This window comes from Solitalea longa (assembly GCF_002920915.1).
Lineage (GTDB): Bacteria > Bacteroidota > Bacteroidia > Sphingobacteriales > Sphingobacteriaceae > Solitalea > Solitalea longa.
Window position 1 is genome coordinate 188,210 of record NZ_PQVF01000009.1, and the last position, 16,983, is coordinate 205,192.

The following is a 16,983-nucleotide window of genomic DNA, read 5'->3' on the forward strand; positions in this document are numbered from 1 at the left end:
TATTTAAACATTGGATACAAATAGCAGCAGAAGCTCATCATAAATCAGAATCTAATATATGTCGTTGTACAGTTCGGAAGTAGAAGCAGTAGAAGCCTTAACCGCATCTTATAAAGAAATCCAATCGGAAGTTTCAAAAGTTATCATTGGTCAGGAAGACGTAATAAAATCGGTTTTAATAGCCATTTTCAGTAACGGCCACTGTTTGCTGGTTGGTGTTCCCGGTTTGGCTAAAACCTTATTGGTACAAACGGTTTCAAAGGTGCTTGATTTAAGCAACAACCGCATCCAGTTTACACCCGACCTGATGCCTTCAGATATTACAGGTTCAGAAATTTTGGGAGAGGATCGAAACTTTAAATTTATTAAAGGGCCTTTATTCGCCAATATTATCTTGGCGGATGAGATCAACCGAACTCCACCAAAAACACAGGCGGCCTTGCTGGAAGCCATGCAGGAGCGCTCGGTAACCACCGGCGGCGTTAATCATAAATTACCGAAACCGTTTTTCGTTTTAGCCACCCAAAATCCTATTGAACAGGAAGGAACGTATCCATTGCCTGAGGCACAGCTCGACCGCTTCATGTTCAATATTAAACTCGATTATCCTTCTTTTGAAGAAGAGTTACAAGTAGTTCGCAATACTACTTCGAACCAAAAACCAGAACTCACCAAAATAATTTCAGCCGAACAAATCGACTATTTTCAGCATTTGGTACGAAATATACCAGTTACCGACAATGTATTGAGTTATGCAGTAAAATTGGCCAGCAAAACTCGTCCGGGAACTGTTCATGCAACCGACAAGGTGAACCAGTACTTAACCTGGGGTGCAGGACCAAGAGCGTCACAGTTTTTAGTGCTTGGAGCAAAATGTCACGCAGCCATAATGGGTAAGTATTCTCCTGACATAGAGGATATTCAAGCTATAGCCACTGAAGTACTTCGTCACCGTATTGTAAGAAATTACAAGGCCGAAGCAGAGGGTATAAGCGTTGAAACCATCATTAAAAGCTTGTTTTAGGCACAATTCAATGCTAACTGTCAGATTTCTTTTGTTAAATAAGTGCAAATAATTGATTGACTTTGTTGGTATTATGAAAAATTAAAGTCACCTTTGCAACGCTTGATTTGAATAAGCTGTTAAGTTAAATTTTAATTTTCGCGCTCTTATCCAAATCTTTACTTATAAAAGGCTCAATTTTTTTTGTAATTTGGGCCCCAATAAATAGAATTTTAAATTAATATCAAATAAAATGCAAACAGGAGTAGTAAAATTCTTTAATTCAACCAAAGGTTTTGGTTTCATTAAACATGATGATTCTAACAACGAAACTTTCGTTCACGTTAGTGGTCTTATTGATGAGATTAAAGAAAATGACCGAGTTCAATTCGAACTTGAAAGAGGTAAAAAAGGCATGAATGCAGTTAACGTAAAAGTTATCTAGTCATACACAATATTTATTTCGGAAAAGCCTGTAATGAGAATTACAGGCTTTTTTAGTAATATGAATAAGCATAAACCTTGTTCGAAAAAGCTAGCCAGCAGAAGCTGATATAGTTATAACAATAAGGAATTGCTAGTACCAGCTTGGGGTTGTTTCAAATTTCTCTTTAACAACTAGTTCTTTTTCATAATAGCAGGTTTCTTTTTAGGGCTTGTAACCGGAGTTTTTGGAGGATTATTGGCACCTTCGGGTTGATGAATAACTTTCCTTTTCGGCTTCCCTGCTTCTGAAGCTTCTGAATCGGTTGCTTCTTTAATGGCCACTAAGCGGTAAATATCTTCTTTTGAAACCGGTCGTTCTTCCACTCTCCAGATAAATCCTTTTAAACGGTCCTCACCACTGGCAATTTTATCCAAGGGATACAAGGAACCTTCAACATCCTTATCCATTCGAACTGTAGCCAGTTTATTATCCTTAAATGTTAACACCATGTTACTACAAATGGCGCGGTTCATTCCTGTATATCGCACCGAATCTTCCTTCGGATAATAAATGCTTTCGCCATTGGAAATTACATTTAGCCGTACCAACTTATTATCCCTAAAAAAGCCCACCATATTTTTACCACTAATCTGATTGAATAAAGTCGAATCGCCTTCGGTACCTACCAAAAATGCGGCACCGTTGAGTTTCATACGGTCAACTTTTTTATTCTTTATTTCGAGGTCTACCTGGTTAGCGGTCATTTGTGAACCTTGTGTCCAAACGGCAGGCGATTTATAACAGCGCATCGTTGAATCGGCATACGTATAAACCAACGAATCTGACACTGCCTGTAAATCGGATTTATATAAGCGCACATGGTGGTAGGCAAATAAAATACGGTGTCTGGTGGTATCAATTTTGGTATTCGCCAGGCTATCCTTAGGTTTCCTTAATAAACTATCTGCTATTGTGGTGGAGCCTAAAGCCAGCTTGGCAGAATCAGATTCTTTCTTTGCCACATTCATTGGTTCGGTAATTCCAGGACCAATTGGTGGCAGGTTTGATTTTACAGCAATATTTTTGTTCGGATTTACTTTTGGACTCAACTTAACCGAATCTGATTTAGTTACCGGTTGTGGCTTAATAGCAGTTACCGGTTTCGACAATGTTGTTTTTAGGGTATCGGCTGTTAAATAAATGGTGTCTTTTTCTTGCACCATTGTTAGAAGTGCCTTTTGAGTCACAAAAGCTATTTCGGTGGGTTTATTGTATTGGCCATAACCCCCGGTTAAAACCGTATTATCTGCTGTATCAATGAAATGAACATTTTTAACTGCTTTCCCAAAGCCGGCTTTGCGATCATAATAAAGTGTATCTCCCCTCAAGGTCTTTGAGCCCGATTGATAATACGATCTTTCATTAAACTTAGCCTGATCATTAGCAGTATTGTACCAGCCATTTTCGGTATACAGAAAATCATCTTTCCCTTTTATACGAGTGGGTCCGAAAAAATTAGCTACACGCGTATTGGTATTGTATTTTATGGTATCACTGGTAATTTCGGTTTGCGGTGTTTTAATCTTTACGTTATACCTGAAAAAAGCGTCCTTGGTTCCTACAAAATAATAGCCGGTATTGCTGGTTAAAATATTTTGCTGGTTGGTAATTTTTCCCGAATTCGGATAGGTTCCCACACGGGTAATCATGTCGTACAACAAATATTCGGTGGTTAAAACCGCCTTACCATCCGTTAGGGTTACCTTTTCAAACAATTCGGCTTTTCGTGTATTACCGTCGTATTTTAAGCGCTTGGAGGTAACGGTGATCGTATCAGCCTGAATGATCTTTACATTACCAAAAGCATCCAGTTTATTTTCTTTTTCGAAATAAGTAGCGCTATCGCAAAACATCAGCGCATTTTCATGCCTGAACCGGCAATTGCCAACAAAATGAGTAATACCCTCATTTACCAGGATATTGGCATTATCGGAGTTCTCGATTTGTACACGCGTCGTTTTGGTTTGAGCCATTACGCCCGGTGTGCAAATGCAAAATATGAGCAGGAAAAACAGGTATCGGAATTTCATTGAGGCAAAAATAACTTTTTTCATGTATTTGAGTAGCTAACATTTATGGATAGCGTATTCTTCCAACCAAAAAAATGGTTGAACATTTATTTTAAGTATTGCTAATTTTCCAATAATGACGTAGGTTTAGCACCCATGCACACACTGTCAGACTTTTTACTTCCTTTTAAAAACTTTATTACCACCCAGGGTTTATTTAATGCAAACGATAAGATTTTGCTCGCTGTTAGCGGCGGAGTTGATTCAGTTGTAATGGCCCGTTTATTTGCGGCAGCTCAGTTTAACTTTGGAATTGCCCACTGCAATTTTCAATTACGTGAAGGAGATGCTGACATGGATGCTGAATTTGTTTCTGCGTTGGCTGAAGAATTAGGAGTTGTGTATCACCAGGTAAAGTTCAATACCACTGGCTTTGCTGAAGACAAAAAAATCTCTATCCAAATGGCAGCCCGCGAACTACGCTATAACTGGCTGCGCGAAATTAAAGAGGAGTTTGGATACAGCTATATTGCCATAGCCCACCATAAGAGTGATACTGTTGAAACCGTTTTGATTAACATGCTTCGAGGAACCGGCCTTGCAGGGCTGCATGGCATTTTTGCTAAAAGAGATGACATCGTCAGGCCCTTGTTATTTTTAACTCGTGATGAAGTTGAAAGTATTGCCAACATGTGCAGTGTAAACTTTAGGGAAGATGTGAGCAATCGTTCTTCAAAATATGTGCGCAATAAGCTCCGCAACGAGGTTATTCCTATTTTAAAAGAAATAAATCCCGACCTCGAAAAAGCCTTTTCACAAACCATTGAATATGTAAAAGAAAGCGAAGAATTAGTAAATCTTTACCTGGATGAAAAAAGGGAGCAGCTCTTTAAATTTCAGAAGGACGAAATACTGATCGATATTGAAAAATTAAAGGTTGAAAAGCAATTGCAGGGACTACTCTTTGGCCTGTTAAAACCATATGGCTTTTTATCGAGCACGGTTACTGAAATTATTGGTGCTTTAGATGCTCAACCCGGTAAACAATTTTACTCCCCTTCACATAAAATCTTAAAGGATCGTACAGAATTGATGCTCACCCGCATCAGCACTGAAACTGAGCACCTTTCTATTGAGGGTTTATTTAACTCCCGTGTGGAAACCAATAAATCGTTTGGCATACCATTTAGCAACCAGATTGGTTGTTTTGATTATGATAAGCTTACTTTTCCGCTGAATGTACGCAATTGGCAGCCTGGCGACACCTTTGTGCCACTGGGCATGAAAAGCAAGAAAAAAATCAGCGACTTCCTGATCGACTTAAAAATACCTTTAAATGAAAAGGAAAAAGTGAAAGTAGTGCTTTCGGGAAAAGATATTATTTGGGTGGCGGGTTACCGTATCAGCGATCGCTTTAAAATCACTTCTCATACGCAGAAGGTGTATCTTTTAAGTATGAAAGGGTAGGTTAAGTATTCGTCAACGTAATGCGGCTAAGATAAATTTGTCCAAGGCCATTTGTCCATCATTGGTAATGTTACTTTTATTATAATTTCCTGCTGTTAGTACTACAACTAAATTATTCGCCTTGTTAATAAATATTCTTTGTCCACCATTGCCTTTAGCTGCTATTAACGAATAGTCCTTATTATTTACAGAATCGATCTGCGTCCAGAACAGAAAGCTATAACCTTTAGTGGGTTCATTTGGGTCTCGTATAATTTGAGGTCTAAAGGTCTCATTTACCCAGTTTTCTGTTAATAATTGCTTCCCGTTCCATTTACCATTATTTAAATAGAGCAAACCGAATTTTAATAGATCTCTCGAACTTAAACGAAGCCCTGATGCTGCAGCAGGAAATTTCCGATGGCTCTTTGTCCACTCATATTTCCTTATTCCTAATGGCTCAAAAAGGTATTTCTCAGCGAATTTGTCAACATTGTCGCCGCTTACAGATCTTATTATTTCGGCTAACACCTGAACCCCGCCACTGTTATATTTCCAGATTTGACCTGGCTTTGTTGCCATTGGCGAGCTTAAAACATATTTAACAGGATCGCCGCTTCTTTCCATATTGGTTTCATCATTTGCAGAAGTTCCGTGCGGGACATCTTCATCCCACTTTATACCTGAACTCATCGTCAGCAAATGTCTGATGGTAATTCCCTGATTTTCATTTGTTTTAAGTTGAATATAGTTTGGCAGGTAATTGAAGATCGGATCATCAATACTTTTTATTTTCTTTTGCTGAATAGCGATATCAATACAGGCTGCAACTACACTTTTAGAAATACTTCTAATGTCGTGTAACGTGTTTGTACCATGTTCGGCGTAGCCCAAACTATGGCCCCAATTTTCGTCCTTTCCTGAAAAATAGTTCTCGTAAACAAGTTTATCGTCTTTACAAATCAGCAGACTATGTATGTTAGGAAAAGTGTCTTTAAGGATCAGCGTGGTAAGTTCAATAATTTTAGCACTGTCAATATTTACTTTATGGATCTCACCAACAGCAATACCATCATTTTGGCTTTTAGGAGGACTGTAAAAATAACTCGTGCTTCTTACATGCGCGTGGCTACAACTGGCCAACCAAATTGCAGCTACAAAAAGTAGCAGGCTGATATTCCTTAAACTTTTTTGAGCCGTCATAATTACTTGATTGAACCTCAGGTTTATTTGTCTGCGAAAATTCTGAACATCATTTCCGATCTCTTACATAATGACTTTTTACAAGTCCATTAGAAAATACTTCGGTTCGTATATGTTTAAAATGAAGATCATTTGGAAGATAACCGAATAATGGAATGCCACTTCCTATAAGCTCCGGCACCCTAGTAATGATCATCTCATCAATGCAATCTTCCCTTAGAAAGCCTTGTATTACTTTTCCTCCGTCCACATAGATGTTCGAATAACCTTCGTTGGCAAGATAATTCAGCAGCTCTATTGGAGGCATTGAAAGTATTGTTACTTTCTCCTTTAGGTGATCTGGCACTTGCTTAATAGTGGAACTTAACAAGTAGACTTTTTGTTCATAGAACCAGGAAGGAAACGTAATGACTTTTTCATAGGTACCTCTTCCAATTACAATAGCGTCAATTTTGCTAATGAACTCTTGATAACTATCGTCCACCTCCTGATTTTGGTAGTTGACCAGCCATTCGATATCACCATCATTCCTGGCAATAAAGCCATCAAGACTTGTTCCGATGTAGATTGTCGTTTTCATTTATTGAGGTTCAAATTGGTGGCTTATAGTTTAATGCCTGGCAAAATAAACTGGATTTGTTGTTTCCATAAACACCCCCGATTTTACTATCAAGTTACAGTATTTCAAGCAAAAGAGGTAGTGAGCAATTGCGCCTGGGAATGCTTGTTAAATTTGATAAAAAGAACCTAAACGAGCTTAATTAAAAACTTTTATGATGACGGCTAGACCTTGGTTTTCTTATTTCAATTAATGCTAATGCTGTTTTTCTGTTCAAGGAACCGCAGGGCTGTTGAGGTGAATGGAACCTTGGAATCATAAATTGGAACGTGGTCACCGTTAGGTATGATCCATAAGGTGGCATTTAGTATATTACTGCAGATGTTTTCAGCAATATCTACTGGAAAAAAGTTATCCCGATCACCGTGCACAACGAGTGTACGAGCGGTTATGGTTGTTAAACTTTGTGCAGTGAAATTCATGTCGTCATAGTTTTGGTGAAAAGCGTTGAACTGTGTAATGAGCTGACGGATTTGCTCGTCACCGCGTTTTGCACATTCACGATACATTTCCCGCACTTCCTGGGGCATAGTGTTAAACGTAGATCTGCGCATAATGGCTCTTGCCTGATCAGGAAAATGCGTAGTTGCACTGATCAACACCATTGAATCGATGCGTTGGGGCTGGCTCGTAGCCATATGAAGTAGCGTCATTCCGCCGGTACTCATTCCCATCGCTGAAAAATGATCAATTCCCAACTTTTCAAGCAATAGGAAAACGTCATTGGCCGCTTCCCGATGTGTGAACTTATTCTCGGGATTGGTGGAATGCCCATGTCCACGCAGATCAACAACGATCAGCCGATAGTGCTTTGAGAGTTCAGCAGTAAAAGGATGCCAGTTTTGAGAGCAACCACCAAAGCCATGCAAAAGCAACAGCGGCGTCCCTACTCCGTATTCCTCGTAGTACATCTCTATGTTATTAATTTGAACGGAATGCCCTCGAGTGTTTGTCAGTTTAGGAGCGTAGGTATTTGCCATGGGGAATGTTAATTTTCATTGATCCTGTTGTCATACCTTGTATAAGATTAATACTAATTGATTCCATTACTATCACCCAGCGGTTGCCGTTACCCGGTTTATACATGTCCTATAAGTGTATCTGAATTCCAAATCTATTATATTAACGGACAAAGGCTATGGTTACATTTGCAATTTGAAAGTTCTTTCTATCAGGAGTTTTCTAAAATGTCGGTCGCGGTCTTATTGCCGAGTTGTTCGGCCAACCCGATAAGCAGCCCTTCCGTGCCACGAATGTAGCAAAGCCGATACATATCTTCGTACTGAACTACTTCGCCAACGAGTTCAGCACCATGTTTGGAGAGCCTGGCCACCAATTCATCAATGTTGTCAACGGTGAACATAAGACGCAGATAACCAAGTGAGTTCACCGGGGCTGTCCTATGATCTGCTACTGTAGCCGGTGAAAGAAATCGTGAAAGTTCGAGCCGACTGTGTCCATCCGGCGTAACCATCATAGCGATCTCTACCGACTGATTGCCAAGTCCCGTTACTCGTCCTGCCCATTCACCTTCAACCATAGCTCTTCCTTCGAGTTTGAGCCCTATTTCTGAGAAAAAGTCAATGGTCTTGTCGAGTGACTCTACCACTATACCGACATTGTGCATTTGTAGTAATTTGCTCTTTTCCATTGTGATATCTTTTTTAGGGTTTCTTTCTGTTGCTGCTAAGTTGAGCATAACGGTTTCGATTTGCAGCAGAACCAGGACTTCCGAGCACAAAGTTTATAACCTTTTTTCATTGTCAGTTTGTTGTTCATAATATGCCGCCTAACTAGTTTATACCTTCACTCCTGTTGTATGTAAATCCTATCCTATATTAACGGTCAGAGACCTCGGTTTCATTTCCAATCAGAAGTCACGCATATAAGCCTTTTTTATTTAGCGTTTCGAGATCCTAGTTCCTTTTCTATTTCTTTTTCTAAAATCTTATTATTGTTCGAATTTCTAACTATTATATAAGTCACTATTAAGGGAAAGAACGTAAAAAATCCAAACCCATTTTTCACTGCGCTATAAGCTACTATTCCAATAGTAATTCCAATAATTGTAGCATCTATTATTTTATTAGCCTGTAGTTTTTTTACTTTCTGTAAAAGTTCTTGGTTACTTAATTCTGTCAAGTTTTTCATGTATCTGATTTCTTATGAAATTTATTAATTAGGTTGAATGTTCAATTTACACGTTCACGGCGCTTTTTAGCACAAATGGTCGGGTGTTTTTAAAAAATTGATAACATATATCGCAATCATTGTTTTGCTATTTAATTTCTTTTCCAAAACAGATAGCTTTTTCATTACCTACGTACTTTCCGTAGTTTGATATTTTCTTGTAGTTGTTTTTTAAATAGAACGAACACGCCTCCTGATTAAGCTTTCTGGTTTCGAGCCAAATCTTTTGATAACCAAGGTCTCTCGCTTTGTTTTCAAGATAACTCAACACATTTTTCCCGATCCCTTTTCTGTTGTATTTAGCATACATTCTCTTTAACTCGGCCACGTCATTCGAGATAGGCCTAATTGCTCCACAACCAACAACTTCACCCAATAAAATTGCTTTTATAAAAACAGCCTTATTGCTTTCGTTGTCCCAATCCTGAAAAGATTTTTCCCCATTATCGCCGAACCGTTTTTCCAGTTCTGCTGATAATGCTTCAATTAAAGGCGCTACCTCAATATCTGCAGGAGTTGTTTCAATAATTTGCAATACCATAATTACTAGTTGAGCCTTTTCTTAGAATCAGATACAGGTTTAGTCAGCCTTTTGCGAAACCACTGTTTGCTGCAGTTATTTTTGTTTTAAGTAGATGTGTCTAATATTATTCAATCCAGAATCTCTTTCATCAATTTCAAACTTATTGATATCTCTTATTAGCGGCAGTAATTTTTGAAATCCATAATTTCTTGGGTCGAAATCAGGTTTCTTTTTAAGAATGTAGTGTCCTAAACTTCCCAGAAATGCCCAACCTGTTTCGTCTGCCAAATCATTGACACTTTCTGTTATAATCCTAATCGTTTCGGTATCAACTTTACTGATTGGCTCTTCCTTTTTGGTTTTTTCAGTCACTTTAGCGATACTGGTCGTTTCCGTTTTAGGTGTCTTTAAGATTTCCAGGTAGATAAATTTGTCACAAGCGGCAATGAAAGGCTTGGGTGTCTTCCGTTCTCCAAAACCAATTACGGTCATTCCTGCTTCTCTAAGCCTTGTAGCTAACCTGGTAAAATCACTATCGCTTGAAACGATACAAAAACCATTTACTTTCTCTGAATAAAGAATGTCCATGGCATCAATTATCAATGCACTGTCGGTAGAGTTTTTTCCTGTAGTATAGCTGTATTGTTGAATAGGCGTGATCGCATTTTCCAGAAGTACGCTTTTCCAGCCGGAAACAGTCGGCTTGGTCCAATCAGCATAAATTCGTTTGATTGTCGGGGTTCCATTTTTAGCGATTTCTTCAAGCATTTCTTTCACATTTGAATATGGAACGTTGTCTGCATCAATTAATACTGCTAATTTATCCTCTGTCATTTTGATGATTCTTTTTTACGGTTGTCGGTTGCTGTTTTTGTCAATCAGTTTACACTATTGTATTCTTCATCTGTTACAGGTAGAAGCCAAGTTACCTGAACATCATCTTTGAAGTTGGTAATAGCAATGTGAACCATTTTGCTGGTTGCAGTTGCCCCGTGCCAATGCTCGATACCTTCAGGAATGTTTATTACATCACCCATTTTTATACGTTGTGCTAATTTTCCTTTTTCCTGGTAAAACCCTTCGCCTTCTATAACAATCAGTACCTGCCCTTTGGGATGCGTATGCCAATTAGTTCTTGCCTGGGGTTCGAATGTTACGCTTCCTACAGAAAATTCATTGTTCTTATCCTTTGCAAGCAATGGTGTTAAAAACGCATTTCCGCTAAACCAGTCGTTTGGCAATGGCTGTCCTTTCGGGAAAATTTCTGTCGACCCCATACTTATTTATTAATTCTTGTACTGTTCATGAATTAGTTCTATTGATTCGAATCCTGCAAAAGGCCACGAAGCTTCAATAAAAGTACAAAGAATTCCTAACGGAAGAGTAAAAGAACACAGGGTAGCCCGAAATGACAGCAGCGCTCTTTTTCTCGTGATTATTTACCCACTCTTGCCTGCAATGCAGCAGGATAACGCTCTCCGGAAATTTTAATCTTTTCTAATGCTGCGTTAATATGGCTCCACTCATCTGAAGAAAGCGAAATTTTAACTGCTCCAATATTTTCTTCCAAACGGTGGATCTTAGTGGTGCCGGGAATAGGTGCGATGAATGGTTTTTGAGCCAACAACCAAGCCAAGGCTATTTGTGCCGGCGTGGCATTATTACTTGCTGCAATTGATCTCAGCAATTCTACCAACACCTGATTGGCTTTTCTGTTCTCCTCGGTAAAACGGGGTACCAGATTTCTGAAATCATCTATATCAAATTTGGTATTTTCATCAATGGCTCCGGTTAAGAAACCTCTTCCTAACGGACTAAAAGGAACAAATCCAATACCCAATTCTTCCAACAAAGGGAGTATTTCATTTTCCGGCCCTCTCCAAAACATTGAATACTCGCTTTGCAGCGCCGTAACAGGTACTACCGCATGAGCTTTTCGAATACTTTGCACTCCTGCCTCGCTCATACCAAAATGTTTTACTTTTCCTTCCTGAATCAACTCTTTCACCGCTCCTGCCACTTCTTCCGTCGGTACATCTGGGTCAACTCTATGCTGATATAACAAATCAATAACATCGGTACTCAGATGTTTTAAAGATGCTTCGACAACTGCTTTAATTCGTTCGGGGCGACTATCCACACCTTTAGCAGCATCGCCATCTTTAAAGCCAAATTTTGTAGCGATAACTATTTTATCTCTGAATGGTTGTACGGCCTTTCCCAAAAGCTGCTCATTCAAACCCTTACTATAAACTTCAGCGGTGTCAAAAAAAGTAATACCTAGTTCGTAAGCTTTTCGTATTAAATGAATAGCGTCCGTTTCGCTGGCAGCTGGACCGTAGCCAAAGGTCAAGCCCATACAGCCCAAACCTACTTCCGAAACTTCTAATCCCTGTCCTAATATTCTAGTTTTCATAATGATCTTATTTATAACGTGGTTCCTTAAACAGGCACTATCCAAGTTTTTTGAGCTTTTAATCAAACGAGTGCTGGCAGTATGAGAGTTGCTTTATTATAATCACTCCAACTTTTCACTAAAGTTACTAAAGCCAAATTGCCAGAAAGATTTTCAAATGAACTTAACATACCACTGAAACCCTTATGGTAAATGCACCTGTGTTGGGGGCTGGGTATTGTTTCTTGTTTTTACCAACCCAATTATTATAAAGCTCAATCCTACAATTATAAATGGAATGCTTAGTAATTGTCCCATATCAAACTGCATCTTATCCTCGAATGAAACTTGTCTTTCTTTCACAAACTCTATTAAGAATCGAGCTATAAAGATCAAGGTAATTACCAATCCAAAAAAGAATCCATTTTGAAGCGTTTCCCGTTTGGTTTTATATAGATAGAACATCAACCCTAAAATTAATAAATATGAAATCGCTTCATATAACTGGGCCGGATGCCTGGGCAAATTATCCACCCGTTCAAAAACAAATGCCCAGGGAACGGTTGTTGGATATCCGATAATTTCCGAATTCATAAAATTAGCAAGCCTAATAAAACATGCCCCTAATGGCGCCACAACCGCAATTAAATCCACTGTTTTAATAATTGATTCCTTTGTCTTTTTTGCATAAATAACTAATGCGATTATTAATCCAAGTGTACCACCATGACTTGCTAATCCTTGAAAGCCTGAGAATTTATATCCACCATCGGCAGTGGGTTGAATTGGTAAAATAATTTCTAATGGATGGCTGAAATAATAGGAAGGTTCATAAAAAAAGCAATGCCCTAATCTCATTCCAACAAATATCCCTATAATTCCATAGGTCGATAATTTCTCGAGATGAGTAAGTGGAATATTTTCATTGCTAAATATCCCCTTAAGAATGAAAAAACAAAGTATCAGGCCACCTGTAAAGAGTAATCCATAGTATCTAATCGAAACCCCAAAGATGTTTATGATCTCAGGATCAATATTCCAATGTATGTAGTTTGTTATCATAGTAAATTGTGATGCTTTTATTGCGTTGTGTCCAACGTTAAAGTTTACTCAAAGCGATGCAAAAAACTCCCTCATATCCCGCCATTGTGTAAAGTTATTAATTAGGTATTCAGTTCAAAGTTTCATGCCTTTTGCCCGCGTTGCAAACGCGCGCGAGCTGGATTTTGTTAATTATATTTTGTTGTTGTTTGTCTAAGCTCTGTTAAAACCTTGTTGGCTTCTTCAAACAGTTTTGCCCACTCCGAAGAATTATCTTCAAAGTTTTGCATAATGTCTTGTCCAACATAAACTCCATTGTTGGTTAGCAGATAGAATTTTACCTGGTCAGCTGTTGGCAAAGTGGTCGTTTGAGTTTTTGTCGCTTTATTAAGGTAGGTCTGTGATAGATCTATGAATTGCTTTGCAGCCTTACTAACGTTTTCGTGGTGGCAACTGGTTAAGTAAAAAATTAGTCCGCCGGCCAAAATAGCTCCGATAATAAGGTATGTCATTTTCATAGTTTGTATAGGTGTAGTTCTTCCAAATGGTAGTTTGTAACGTTTTGCAGATACAGAATCGTACTGCCGAGGTACTGTTTATTTTGATATTGGCAGACTCATTTGAAGCCTTCCTTTACTCTGTTTTAATAGCCTCATATTCCTTACCCGACTGTGTTGTAACGATTCTAACGATTTTACCGCTAGCATCAGTAAAGAAATCTATCGTTCCCGAAGGTCTAATGTCCTTGATATCAAATTTAGTCTTTGACAATGCTATTAACTGAGCTTTCCATTCGCCGGGAATACCGGCAAAGAGCTGTCCGTTTTCTTTTGAGATTATAATTGGCCTTTTTGTGTTTCCGGAAATAATATATTTCCCGACATAGCTGTTCATGATTGAATCCTCAATATCAACAGCTTTTTTCCCGTGCGGCACCTTGCCAATAGCTAAAAAAGCAATTTGTTCAGACAACTCTTCCATTGGTGCACATTCGCAATTAAAAAGTGTGGAGACAAAAACATCTTCTTTGGGAAAGTAAATTTCATTACTCCTAAAACCATTTATGTTTCCACCATGTTGAACTGATTGATTCCCATCCATGTCGATGATAAACCAGCCAAAACCGTAATTTGTTGGAGATCCATCCATCAATGTAAATGGCGTAAAAGCCTTCTCAAGAGTTTCCTTTCTAACTACAGTATAATTATAAAGGGCCTGATTCCATTTAAATAAGTCAGCATTATTAGAAATTAATGCTCCTGCAGAAAATGGAATTGTTGAACTTTGATAGTCAGCATTTTCAAATGTGGAATTGTCCTTCTTATAGCCTTTCACACGGTTAGGGATAATTCTGTTTATGTCATCATAATGAGTACTTGTTAATCCCAATGGGGTAATAATACTTTCCTGTATGTAATCTTTGTAGCTCTTGTTTGTGATCCCTTCAATAATATAACCCAATAAAAAATAACCTGAATTACTGTACTTGAATTTTGTTCCAGGCAGAAACTCCAAGGGTTTATCTTTGAACAGGTCAATAATTTCTTTAGGTGTGAAATCTTTGCGCCTTATAAATGGGTCTGGGATATCCAATTGAGTGTACTCTACAATTCCAGAAGTGTGCGTTAGCAGGTTTTCAATTGTTATTGTATTGCCTTTGAAGGGGAAGTCCTTAATGAATTTTTGAATGCTGTCTTTCAATGATATTTTGTTTTGTTCCACAAGTTGCAGAATGGCAATTGCCGTAAATTGCTTTGTCATTGAGCCAATCCTGAAAATCATATCTGGCTTAATAGATACATTAAGTTCTAAGTCAGCACTCCCAACACCTTTTTGATAAACAATCTGTCCTCCTTTTGCGATCAATACAGCGCATCCTGGGTCAGATGATTTGAATTGTTCCGATAGCAGGTCATCCAAAACTTTTGTTAATTGCTTGTCTTGTTTTGTTTGTCCGTAAGACCAAGTCTGTGTTATACAGAAAATAACAAAACCGATTAATAATTTATTCATATTATCAAATGGTTCAAGTCTTCCTAAGGCATGAAGAACGACGATTTATACACAAATCCAGATAAATGTAAATTTCATTTTCATAATATGGCCGCCTTTAGGTACTCCGTTTACTAAAAATAACCATTCTGTCAGTTTATCCAACTATTCAAACGTCCTTTTAATAATGGCTCTTGTCTGATCAGGGAAATGCGTAGTTGCTCTAATCAATACTTTCGTTATTTTAAGTGCCCGCCAAACGGCCATTTAAAGAGCAAGTGGAATTGAATTTTATAGGCATCGATGAAACCCACAAATAATTTGCAGAAGAAAATGAAAAGCTATTTATATTGGCTTAAACATATTGACAAATGAAAACTATAAATAAGGTATCCTTTAACTTCAACTATTTACCTGTAATAGCCCCAATTTTATTACTCTTCTTGATTTTAATTAATCCCTATGCCCCGGCTAATGCATTGCCAAACAATTTGCATGTGTCAGATTCAACTCTTGATCATGAAAAGATCAGAGAGGTATTAACAAGTCAACAACTATTTGTGGTAGAGGCGAAACCAAATGGTAAGAATGTAAAGTTTAAAGCGGAACTACGAGATGCTTATAAAATCATCAAATACGATAAGGACAGTTCATCCATAGAGCTAAATTGGACTATGTGTACGAAAAACTGTTGCCCCCAGCCTGGCTTTTATAGTTACGGGACAACAGAATATAAAAAGTTGGATACCCTGATAAAAGCCGCAATTATAGGTATGCCTATGCGGAAATAATAAACACTTGCCTATGTTAATACTATTATATTAACGATCCTAAATATTGATCTCAATACAATCTGATTGCCGTTTTACTATGACTTCAGATGACCCGCAGCGGCTTTATCCATATAAATGCTAAAACTCGGATGATTTCGAAGCAGGCTTGCAGGGACTTCTGTTGTAATCTCTCCTTCAATTACTTTTTTCACGATGGAGGCTTTTTTTTCTCCGCTAACCATTAATATCACATGCTTGGCCTCCATAATAGAGGCAATACCTAAAGTTAATCCGGTTAACAGTTTTTTCTGAGATGAGAAATATTTTTGACCCACCTGTTGAGTTACCGGATCCAGTGCAGAAACATGCGAATGCAAATCAGGAGAAGTGCCCGGTTCATTCATGCCTATGTGTCCATTCATGCCCAAACCAAGTACAACTACATCAATGCCTTTATGAATGTCGATAAATTCATCAATACGTTCACATTCTGTAAGGGGATCTTCCACTTTGCCATCAAAAAAGCAAACGTTTTCTTCAGGGGTTTGAAGTGGGAAGAAGAGTTGTTTATTTAAATAAAACCGACAGCTACCTTCATCCTCGCCATTCATTCCTCCCCATTCGTCTAAGCCCACAAATCGCCAGTTCGCCGTGTTAATAATGCCTTGTTGCTGTTGTTTTACTAATTCAGCGTATACACCCGACGGTGTATCTCCCGAAGCAGGGCAGAATAAAGGCGTACCTGCCTTGCTTAAACATTGAACTACGTCGTTTACCACCTGCTGTGACAAGGCTTCGTAAGTATCGGCTAGACTAATTTTCATGGATAGTTTGAATAGTAGTTGTCAGAAACTCCCTTTTCCCCAGTCGTTATTTTAATTATTTGTAAAGGGACACTTAAAAATACGAATAATATGGGGGCCCCAACCAGTCGAAGGCAACCACTATTAGCAGATGGAAAATTTCATTATGAGAAAGCTTCGTTTTTCGAATAATCAAGTCCGCAAGAATAAAGGGAGGCTTTATTATTTTGATTTCTATTTGGTGTTACAAACGCGCGCGAGCTGGGGTCGAATTCATGTAGACGTATACTAGACGTATACTAGACGTATACTAGACGTATACTAGACGTATACTAGACGTATACTCGACGTATACTCGACGTATATACGATGTAAATAAGAAGATGACCCGTCCTGAAATAACTATATGACCCGTCCTGAAATAACTATACAGATTAGTGAATAAATCCTGGATTAACTATACACTGGATGTTGTTAATCCTAATTAACCTATACAGGC

Annotated in this window: 18 protein-coding genes; 4 read left to right on the forward strand and 14 right to left on the reverse strand. The window is 38.3% G+C overall.

Annotation, left to right across the window (positions count from 1 at the left end; genetic code table 11):
• Positions 1 to 58: 58 nt before the first annotated feature.
• Positions 59 to 1,024 carry an AAA family ATPase gene (locus tag C3K47_RS14040; RefSeq protein WP_103789777.1) on the forward strand — a complete coding sequence of 322 codons (966 nt, stop codon included), beginning with the start codon at positions 59 to 61 and terminating at the stop codon, positions 1,022 to 1,024.
• Between the two features lie 232 nt (positions 1,025 to 1,256).
• A complete protein-coding gene (locus C3K47_RS14045; RefSeq protein WP_103789778.1) occupies positions 1,257 to 1,448 on the forward strand; it encodes a cold-shock protein in 192 nt (63 codons plus the stop codon).
• A 173-nt stretch (positions 1,449 to 1,621) separates the two neighbouring features.
• Here C3K47_RS14045 and C3K47_RS14050 read toward each other — a convergent pair whose 3' ends face one another.
• Positions 1,622 to 3,544, reverse strand: coding sequence for an OstA-like protein (locus C3K47_RS14050; protein ID WP_103789779.1), 1,923 nt, complete (start codon positions 3,542 to 3,544; stop codon positions 1,622 to 1,624).
• A 111-nt stretch (positions 3,545 to 3,655) separates the two neighbouring features.
• On the opposite strand from C3K47_RS14050, the gene tilS reads away from it, so the two are divergent.
• On the forward strand, positions 3,656 to 4,966 hold the full coding sequence (gene tilS, locus C3K47_RS14055) for a tRNA lysidine(34) synthetase TilS (RefSeq protein WP_103789780.1): 1,311 nt from the start codon (positions 3,656 to 3,658) through the stop codon (positions 4,964 to 4,966).
• Between the two features lie 12 nt (positions 4,967 to 4,978).
• Here the strand turns inward: tilS and C3K47_RS14060 are convergent, their stop codons facing one another.
• The 12 genes from C3K47_RS14060 to C3K47_RS14115 all read right to left on the reverse strand — a co-directional run bounded on the left by C3K47_RS14060 (position 4,979) and on the right by C3K47_RS14115 (position 14,929).
• Positions 4,979 to 6,148 (reverse strand): serine hydrolase domain-containing protein, encoded by a 1,170-nt coding sequence (locus C3K47_RS14060; RefSeq protein ID WP_103789781.1) that lies wholly within the window; start codon positions 6,146 to 6,148, stop codon positions 4,979 to 4,981.
• A 49-nt stretch (positions 6,149 to 6,197) separates the two neighbouring features.
• On the reverse strand, positions 6,198 to 6,728 hold the full coding sequence (locus C3K47_RS14065; protein ID WP_103789782.1) for a dihydrofolate reductase family protein: 531 nt from the start codon (positions 6,726 to 6,728) through the stop codon (positions 6,198 to 6,200).
• 224 nt (positions 6,729 to 6,952) lie between these two features.
• Positions 6,953 to 7,747, reverse strand: coding sequence for an alpha/beta fold hydrolase (locus tag C3K47_RS14070; RefSeq protein WP_103789783.1), 795 nt, complete (start codon positions 7,745 to 7,747; stop codon positions 6,953 to 6,955).
• A gap of 191 nt (positions 7,748 to 7,938) precedes the next feature.
• Positions 7,939 to 8,466: a VOC family protein gene (locus C3K47_RS14075; protein ID WP_243392557.1), complete on the reverse strand. Its 528-nt coding sequence runs from the start codon at positions 8,464 to 8,466 to the stop codon at positions 7,939 to 7,941.
• A gap of 197 nt (positions 8,467 to 8,663) precedes the next feature.
• Positions 8,664 to 8,918, reverse strand: coding sequence for an FUSC family protein (locus C3K47_RS14080; RefSeq protein WP_103789784.1), 255 nt, complete (start codon positions 8,916 to 8,918; stop codon positions 8,664 to 8,666).
• 127 nt (positions 8,919 to 9,045) lie between these two features.
• A complete protein-coding gene (locus tag C3K47_RS14085; protein WP_103789785.1) occupies positions 9,046 to 9,498 on the reverse strand; it encodes a GNAT family N-acetyltransferase in 453 nt (150 codons plus the stop codon).
• 75 nt (positions 9,499 to 9,573) lie between these two features.
• Positions 9,574 to 10,314 carry an NYN domain-containing protein gene (locus C3K47_RS14090; RefSeq protein WP_103789786.1) on the reverse strand — a complete coding sequence of 247 codons (741 nt, stop codon included), beginning with the start codon at positions 10,312 to 10,314 and terminating at the stop codon, positions 9,574 to 9,576.
• A gap of 44 nt (positions 10,315 to 10,358) precedes the next feature.
• The gene (locus C3K47_RS14095; protein WP_103789787.1) at positions 10,359 to 10,757 is read right to left on the reverse strand and encodes a (R)-mandelonitrile lyase; all 399 of its coding nucleotides are present in this window, start codon (positions 10,755 to 10,757) and stop codon (positions 10,359 to 10,361) included.
• 158 nt (positions 10,758 to 10,915) lie between these two features.
• Positions 10,916 to 11,896, reverse strand: a complete 981-nt coding sequence (locus tag C3K47_RS14100) for an aldo/keto reductase (RefSeq protein WP_103789788.1) — start codon at positions 11,894 to 11,896, stop codon at positions 10,916 to 10,918.
• 183 nt (positions 11,897 to 12,079) lie between these two features.
• Complete coding sequence (gene lgt / locus C3K47_RS14105) at positions 12,080 to 12,937, reverse strand: prolipoprotein diacylglyceryl transferase (RefSeq protein WP_103789789.1); 858 nt, start codon at positions 12,935 to 12,937, stop codon at positions 12,080 to 12,082.
• Between the two features lie 167 nt (positions 12,938 to 13,104).
• The gene (locus C3K47_RS14110; RefSeq protein ID WP_103789790.1) at positions 13,105 to 13,434 is read right to left on the reverse strand and encodes a hypothetical protein; all 330 of its coding nucleotides are present in this window, start codon (positions 13,432 to 13,434) and stop codon (positions 13,105 to 13,107) included.
• A gap of 115 nt (positions 13,435 to 13,549) precedes the next feature.
• Positions 13,550 to 14,929 carry a serine hydrolase domain-containing protein gene (locus C3K47_RS14115; protein WP_103789791.1) on the reverse strand — a complete coding sequence of 460 codons (1,380 nt, stop codon included), beginning with the start codon at positions 14,927 to 14,929 and terminating at the stop codon, positions 13,550 to 13,552.
• A gap of 350 nt (positions 14,930 to 15,279) precedes the next feature.
• Between C3K47_RS14115 and C3K47_RS14120 the strand changes: the two genes are divergently transcribed.
• Positions 15,280 to 15,699: a hypothetical protein gene (locus C3K47_RS14120; protein ID WP_103789792.1), complete on the forward strand. Its 420-nt coding sequence runs from the start codon at positions 15,280 to 15,282 to the stop codon at positions 15,697 to 15,699.
• A gap of 77 nt (positions 15,700 to 15,776) precedes the next feature.
• On the opposite strand, the gene C3K47_RS14125 is transcribed toward C3K47_RS14120, so the two are convergent.
• Positions 15,777 to 16,505, reverse strand: coding sequence for a glucosamine-6-phosphate deaminase (locus C3K47_RS14125; RefSeq protein WP_103789793.1), 729 nt, complete (start codon positions 16,503 to 16,505; stop codon positions 15,777 to 15,779).
• Between the last annotated feature and the right edge of the window lie 478 nt (positions 16,506 to 16,983).

Excerpts from the sequence above, each read along its gene's own strand:
- C3K47_RS14040 (WP_103789777.1), top strand. The coding sequence starts at position 59 with ATGTCGTTGTACAGTTCGGAAGTAGAAGCAGTAGAAGCCTTAACCGCA.
- C3K47_RS14045 (WP_103789778.1), top strand. The coding sequence starts at position 1,257 with ATGCAAACAGGAGTAGTAAAATTCTTTAATTCAACCAAAGGTTTTGGT.
- C3K47_RS14050 (WP_103789779.1), bottom strand. The coding sequence starts at position 3,544 with ATGAAAAAAGTTATTTTTGCCTCAATGAAATTCCGATACCTGTTTTTC.
- tilS (WP_103789780.1), top strand. The coding sequence starts at position 3,656 with ATGCACACACTGTCAGACTTTTTACTTCCTTTTAAAAACTTTATTACC.
- C3K47_RS14060 (WP_103789781.1), bottom strand. The coding sequence starts at position 6,148 with ATGACGGCTCAAAAAAGTTTAAGGAATATCAGCCTGCTACTTTTTGTA.
- C3K47_RS14065 (WP_103789782.1), bottom strand. The coding sequence starts at position 6,728 with ATGAAAACGACAATCTACATCGGAACAAGTCTTGATGGCTTTATTGCC.
- C3K47_RS14070 (WP_103789783.1), bottom strand. The coding sequence starts at position 7,747 with ATGGCAAATACCTACGCTCCTAAACTGACAAACACTCGAGGGCATTCC.
- C3K47_RS14075 (WP_243392557.1), bottom strand. The coding sequence starts at position 8,466 with ATGCTCAACTTAGCAGCAACAGAAAGAAACCCTAAAAAAGATATCACA.
- C3K47_RS14080 (WP_103789784.1), bottom strand. The coding sequence starts at position 8,918 with ATGAAAAACTTGACAGAATTAAGTAACCAAGAACTTTTACAGAAAGTA.
- C3K47_RS14085 (WP_103789785.1), bottom strand. The coding sequence starts at position 9,498 with ATGGTATTGCAAATTATTGAAACAACTCCTGCAGATATTGAGGTAGCG.
- C3K47_RS14090 (WP_103789786.1), bottom strand. The coding sequence starts at position 10,314 with ATGACAGAGGATAAATTAGCAGTATTAATTGATGCAGACAACGTTCCA.
- C3K47_RS14095 (WP_103789787.1), bottom strand. The coding sequence starts at position 10,757 with ATGGGGTCGACAGAAATTTTCCCGAAAGGACAGCCATTGCCAAACGAC.
- C3K47_RS14100 (WP_103789788.1), bottom strand. The coding sequence starts at position 11,896 with ATGAAAACTAGAATATTAGGACAGGGATTAGAAGTTTCGGAAGTAGGT.
- lgt (WP_103789789.1), bottom strand. The coding sequence starts at position 12,937 with ATGATAACAAACTACATACATTGGAATATTGATCCTGAGATCATAAAC.
- C3K47_RS14110 (WP_103789790.1), bottom strand. The coding sequence starts at position 13,434 with ATGAAAATGACATACCTTATTATCGGAGCTATTTTGGCCGGCGGACTA.
- C3K47_RS14115 (WP_103789791.1), bottom strand. The coding sequence starts at position 14,929 with ATGAATAAATTATTAATCGGTTTTGTTATTTTCTGTATAACACAGACT.
- C3K47_RS14120 (WP_103789792.1), top strand. The coding sequence starts at position 15,280 with ATGAAAACTATAAATAAGGTATCCTTTAACTTCAACTATTTACCTGTA.
- C3K47_RS14125 (WP_103789793.1), bottom strand. The coding sequence starts at position 16,505 with ATGAAAATTAGTCTAGCCGATACTTACGAAGCCTTGTCACAGCAGGTG.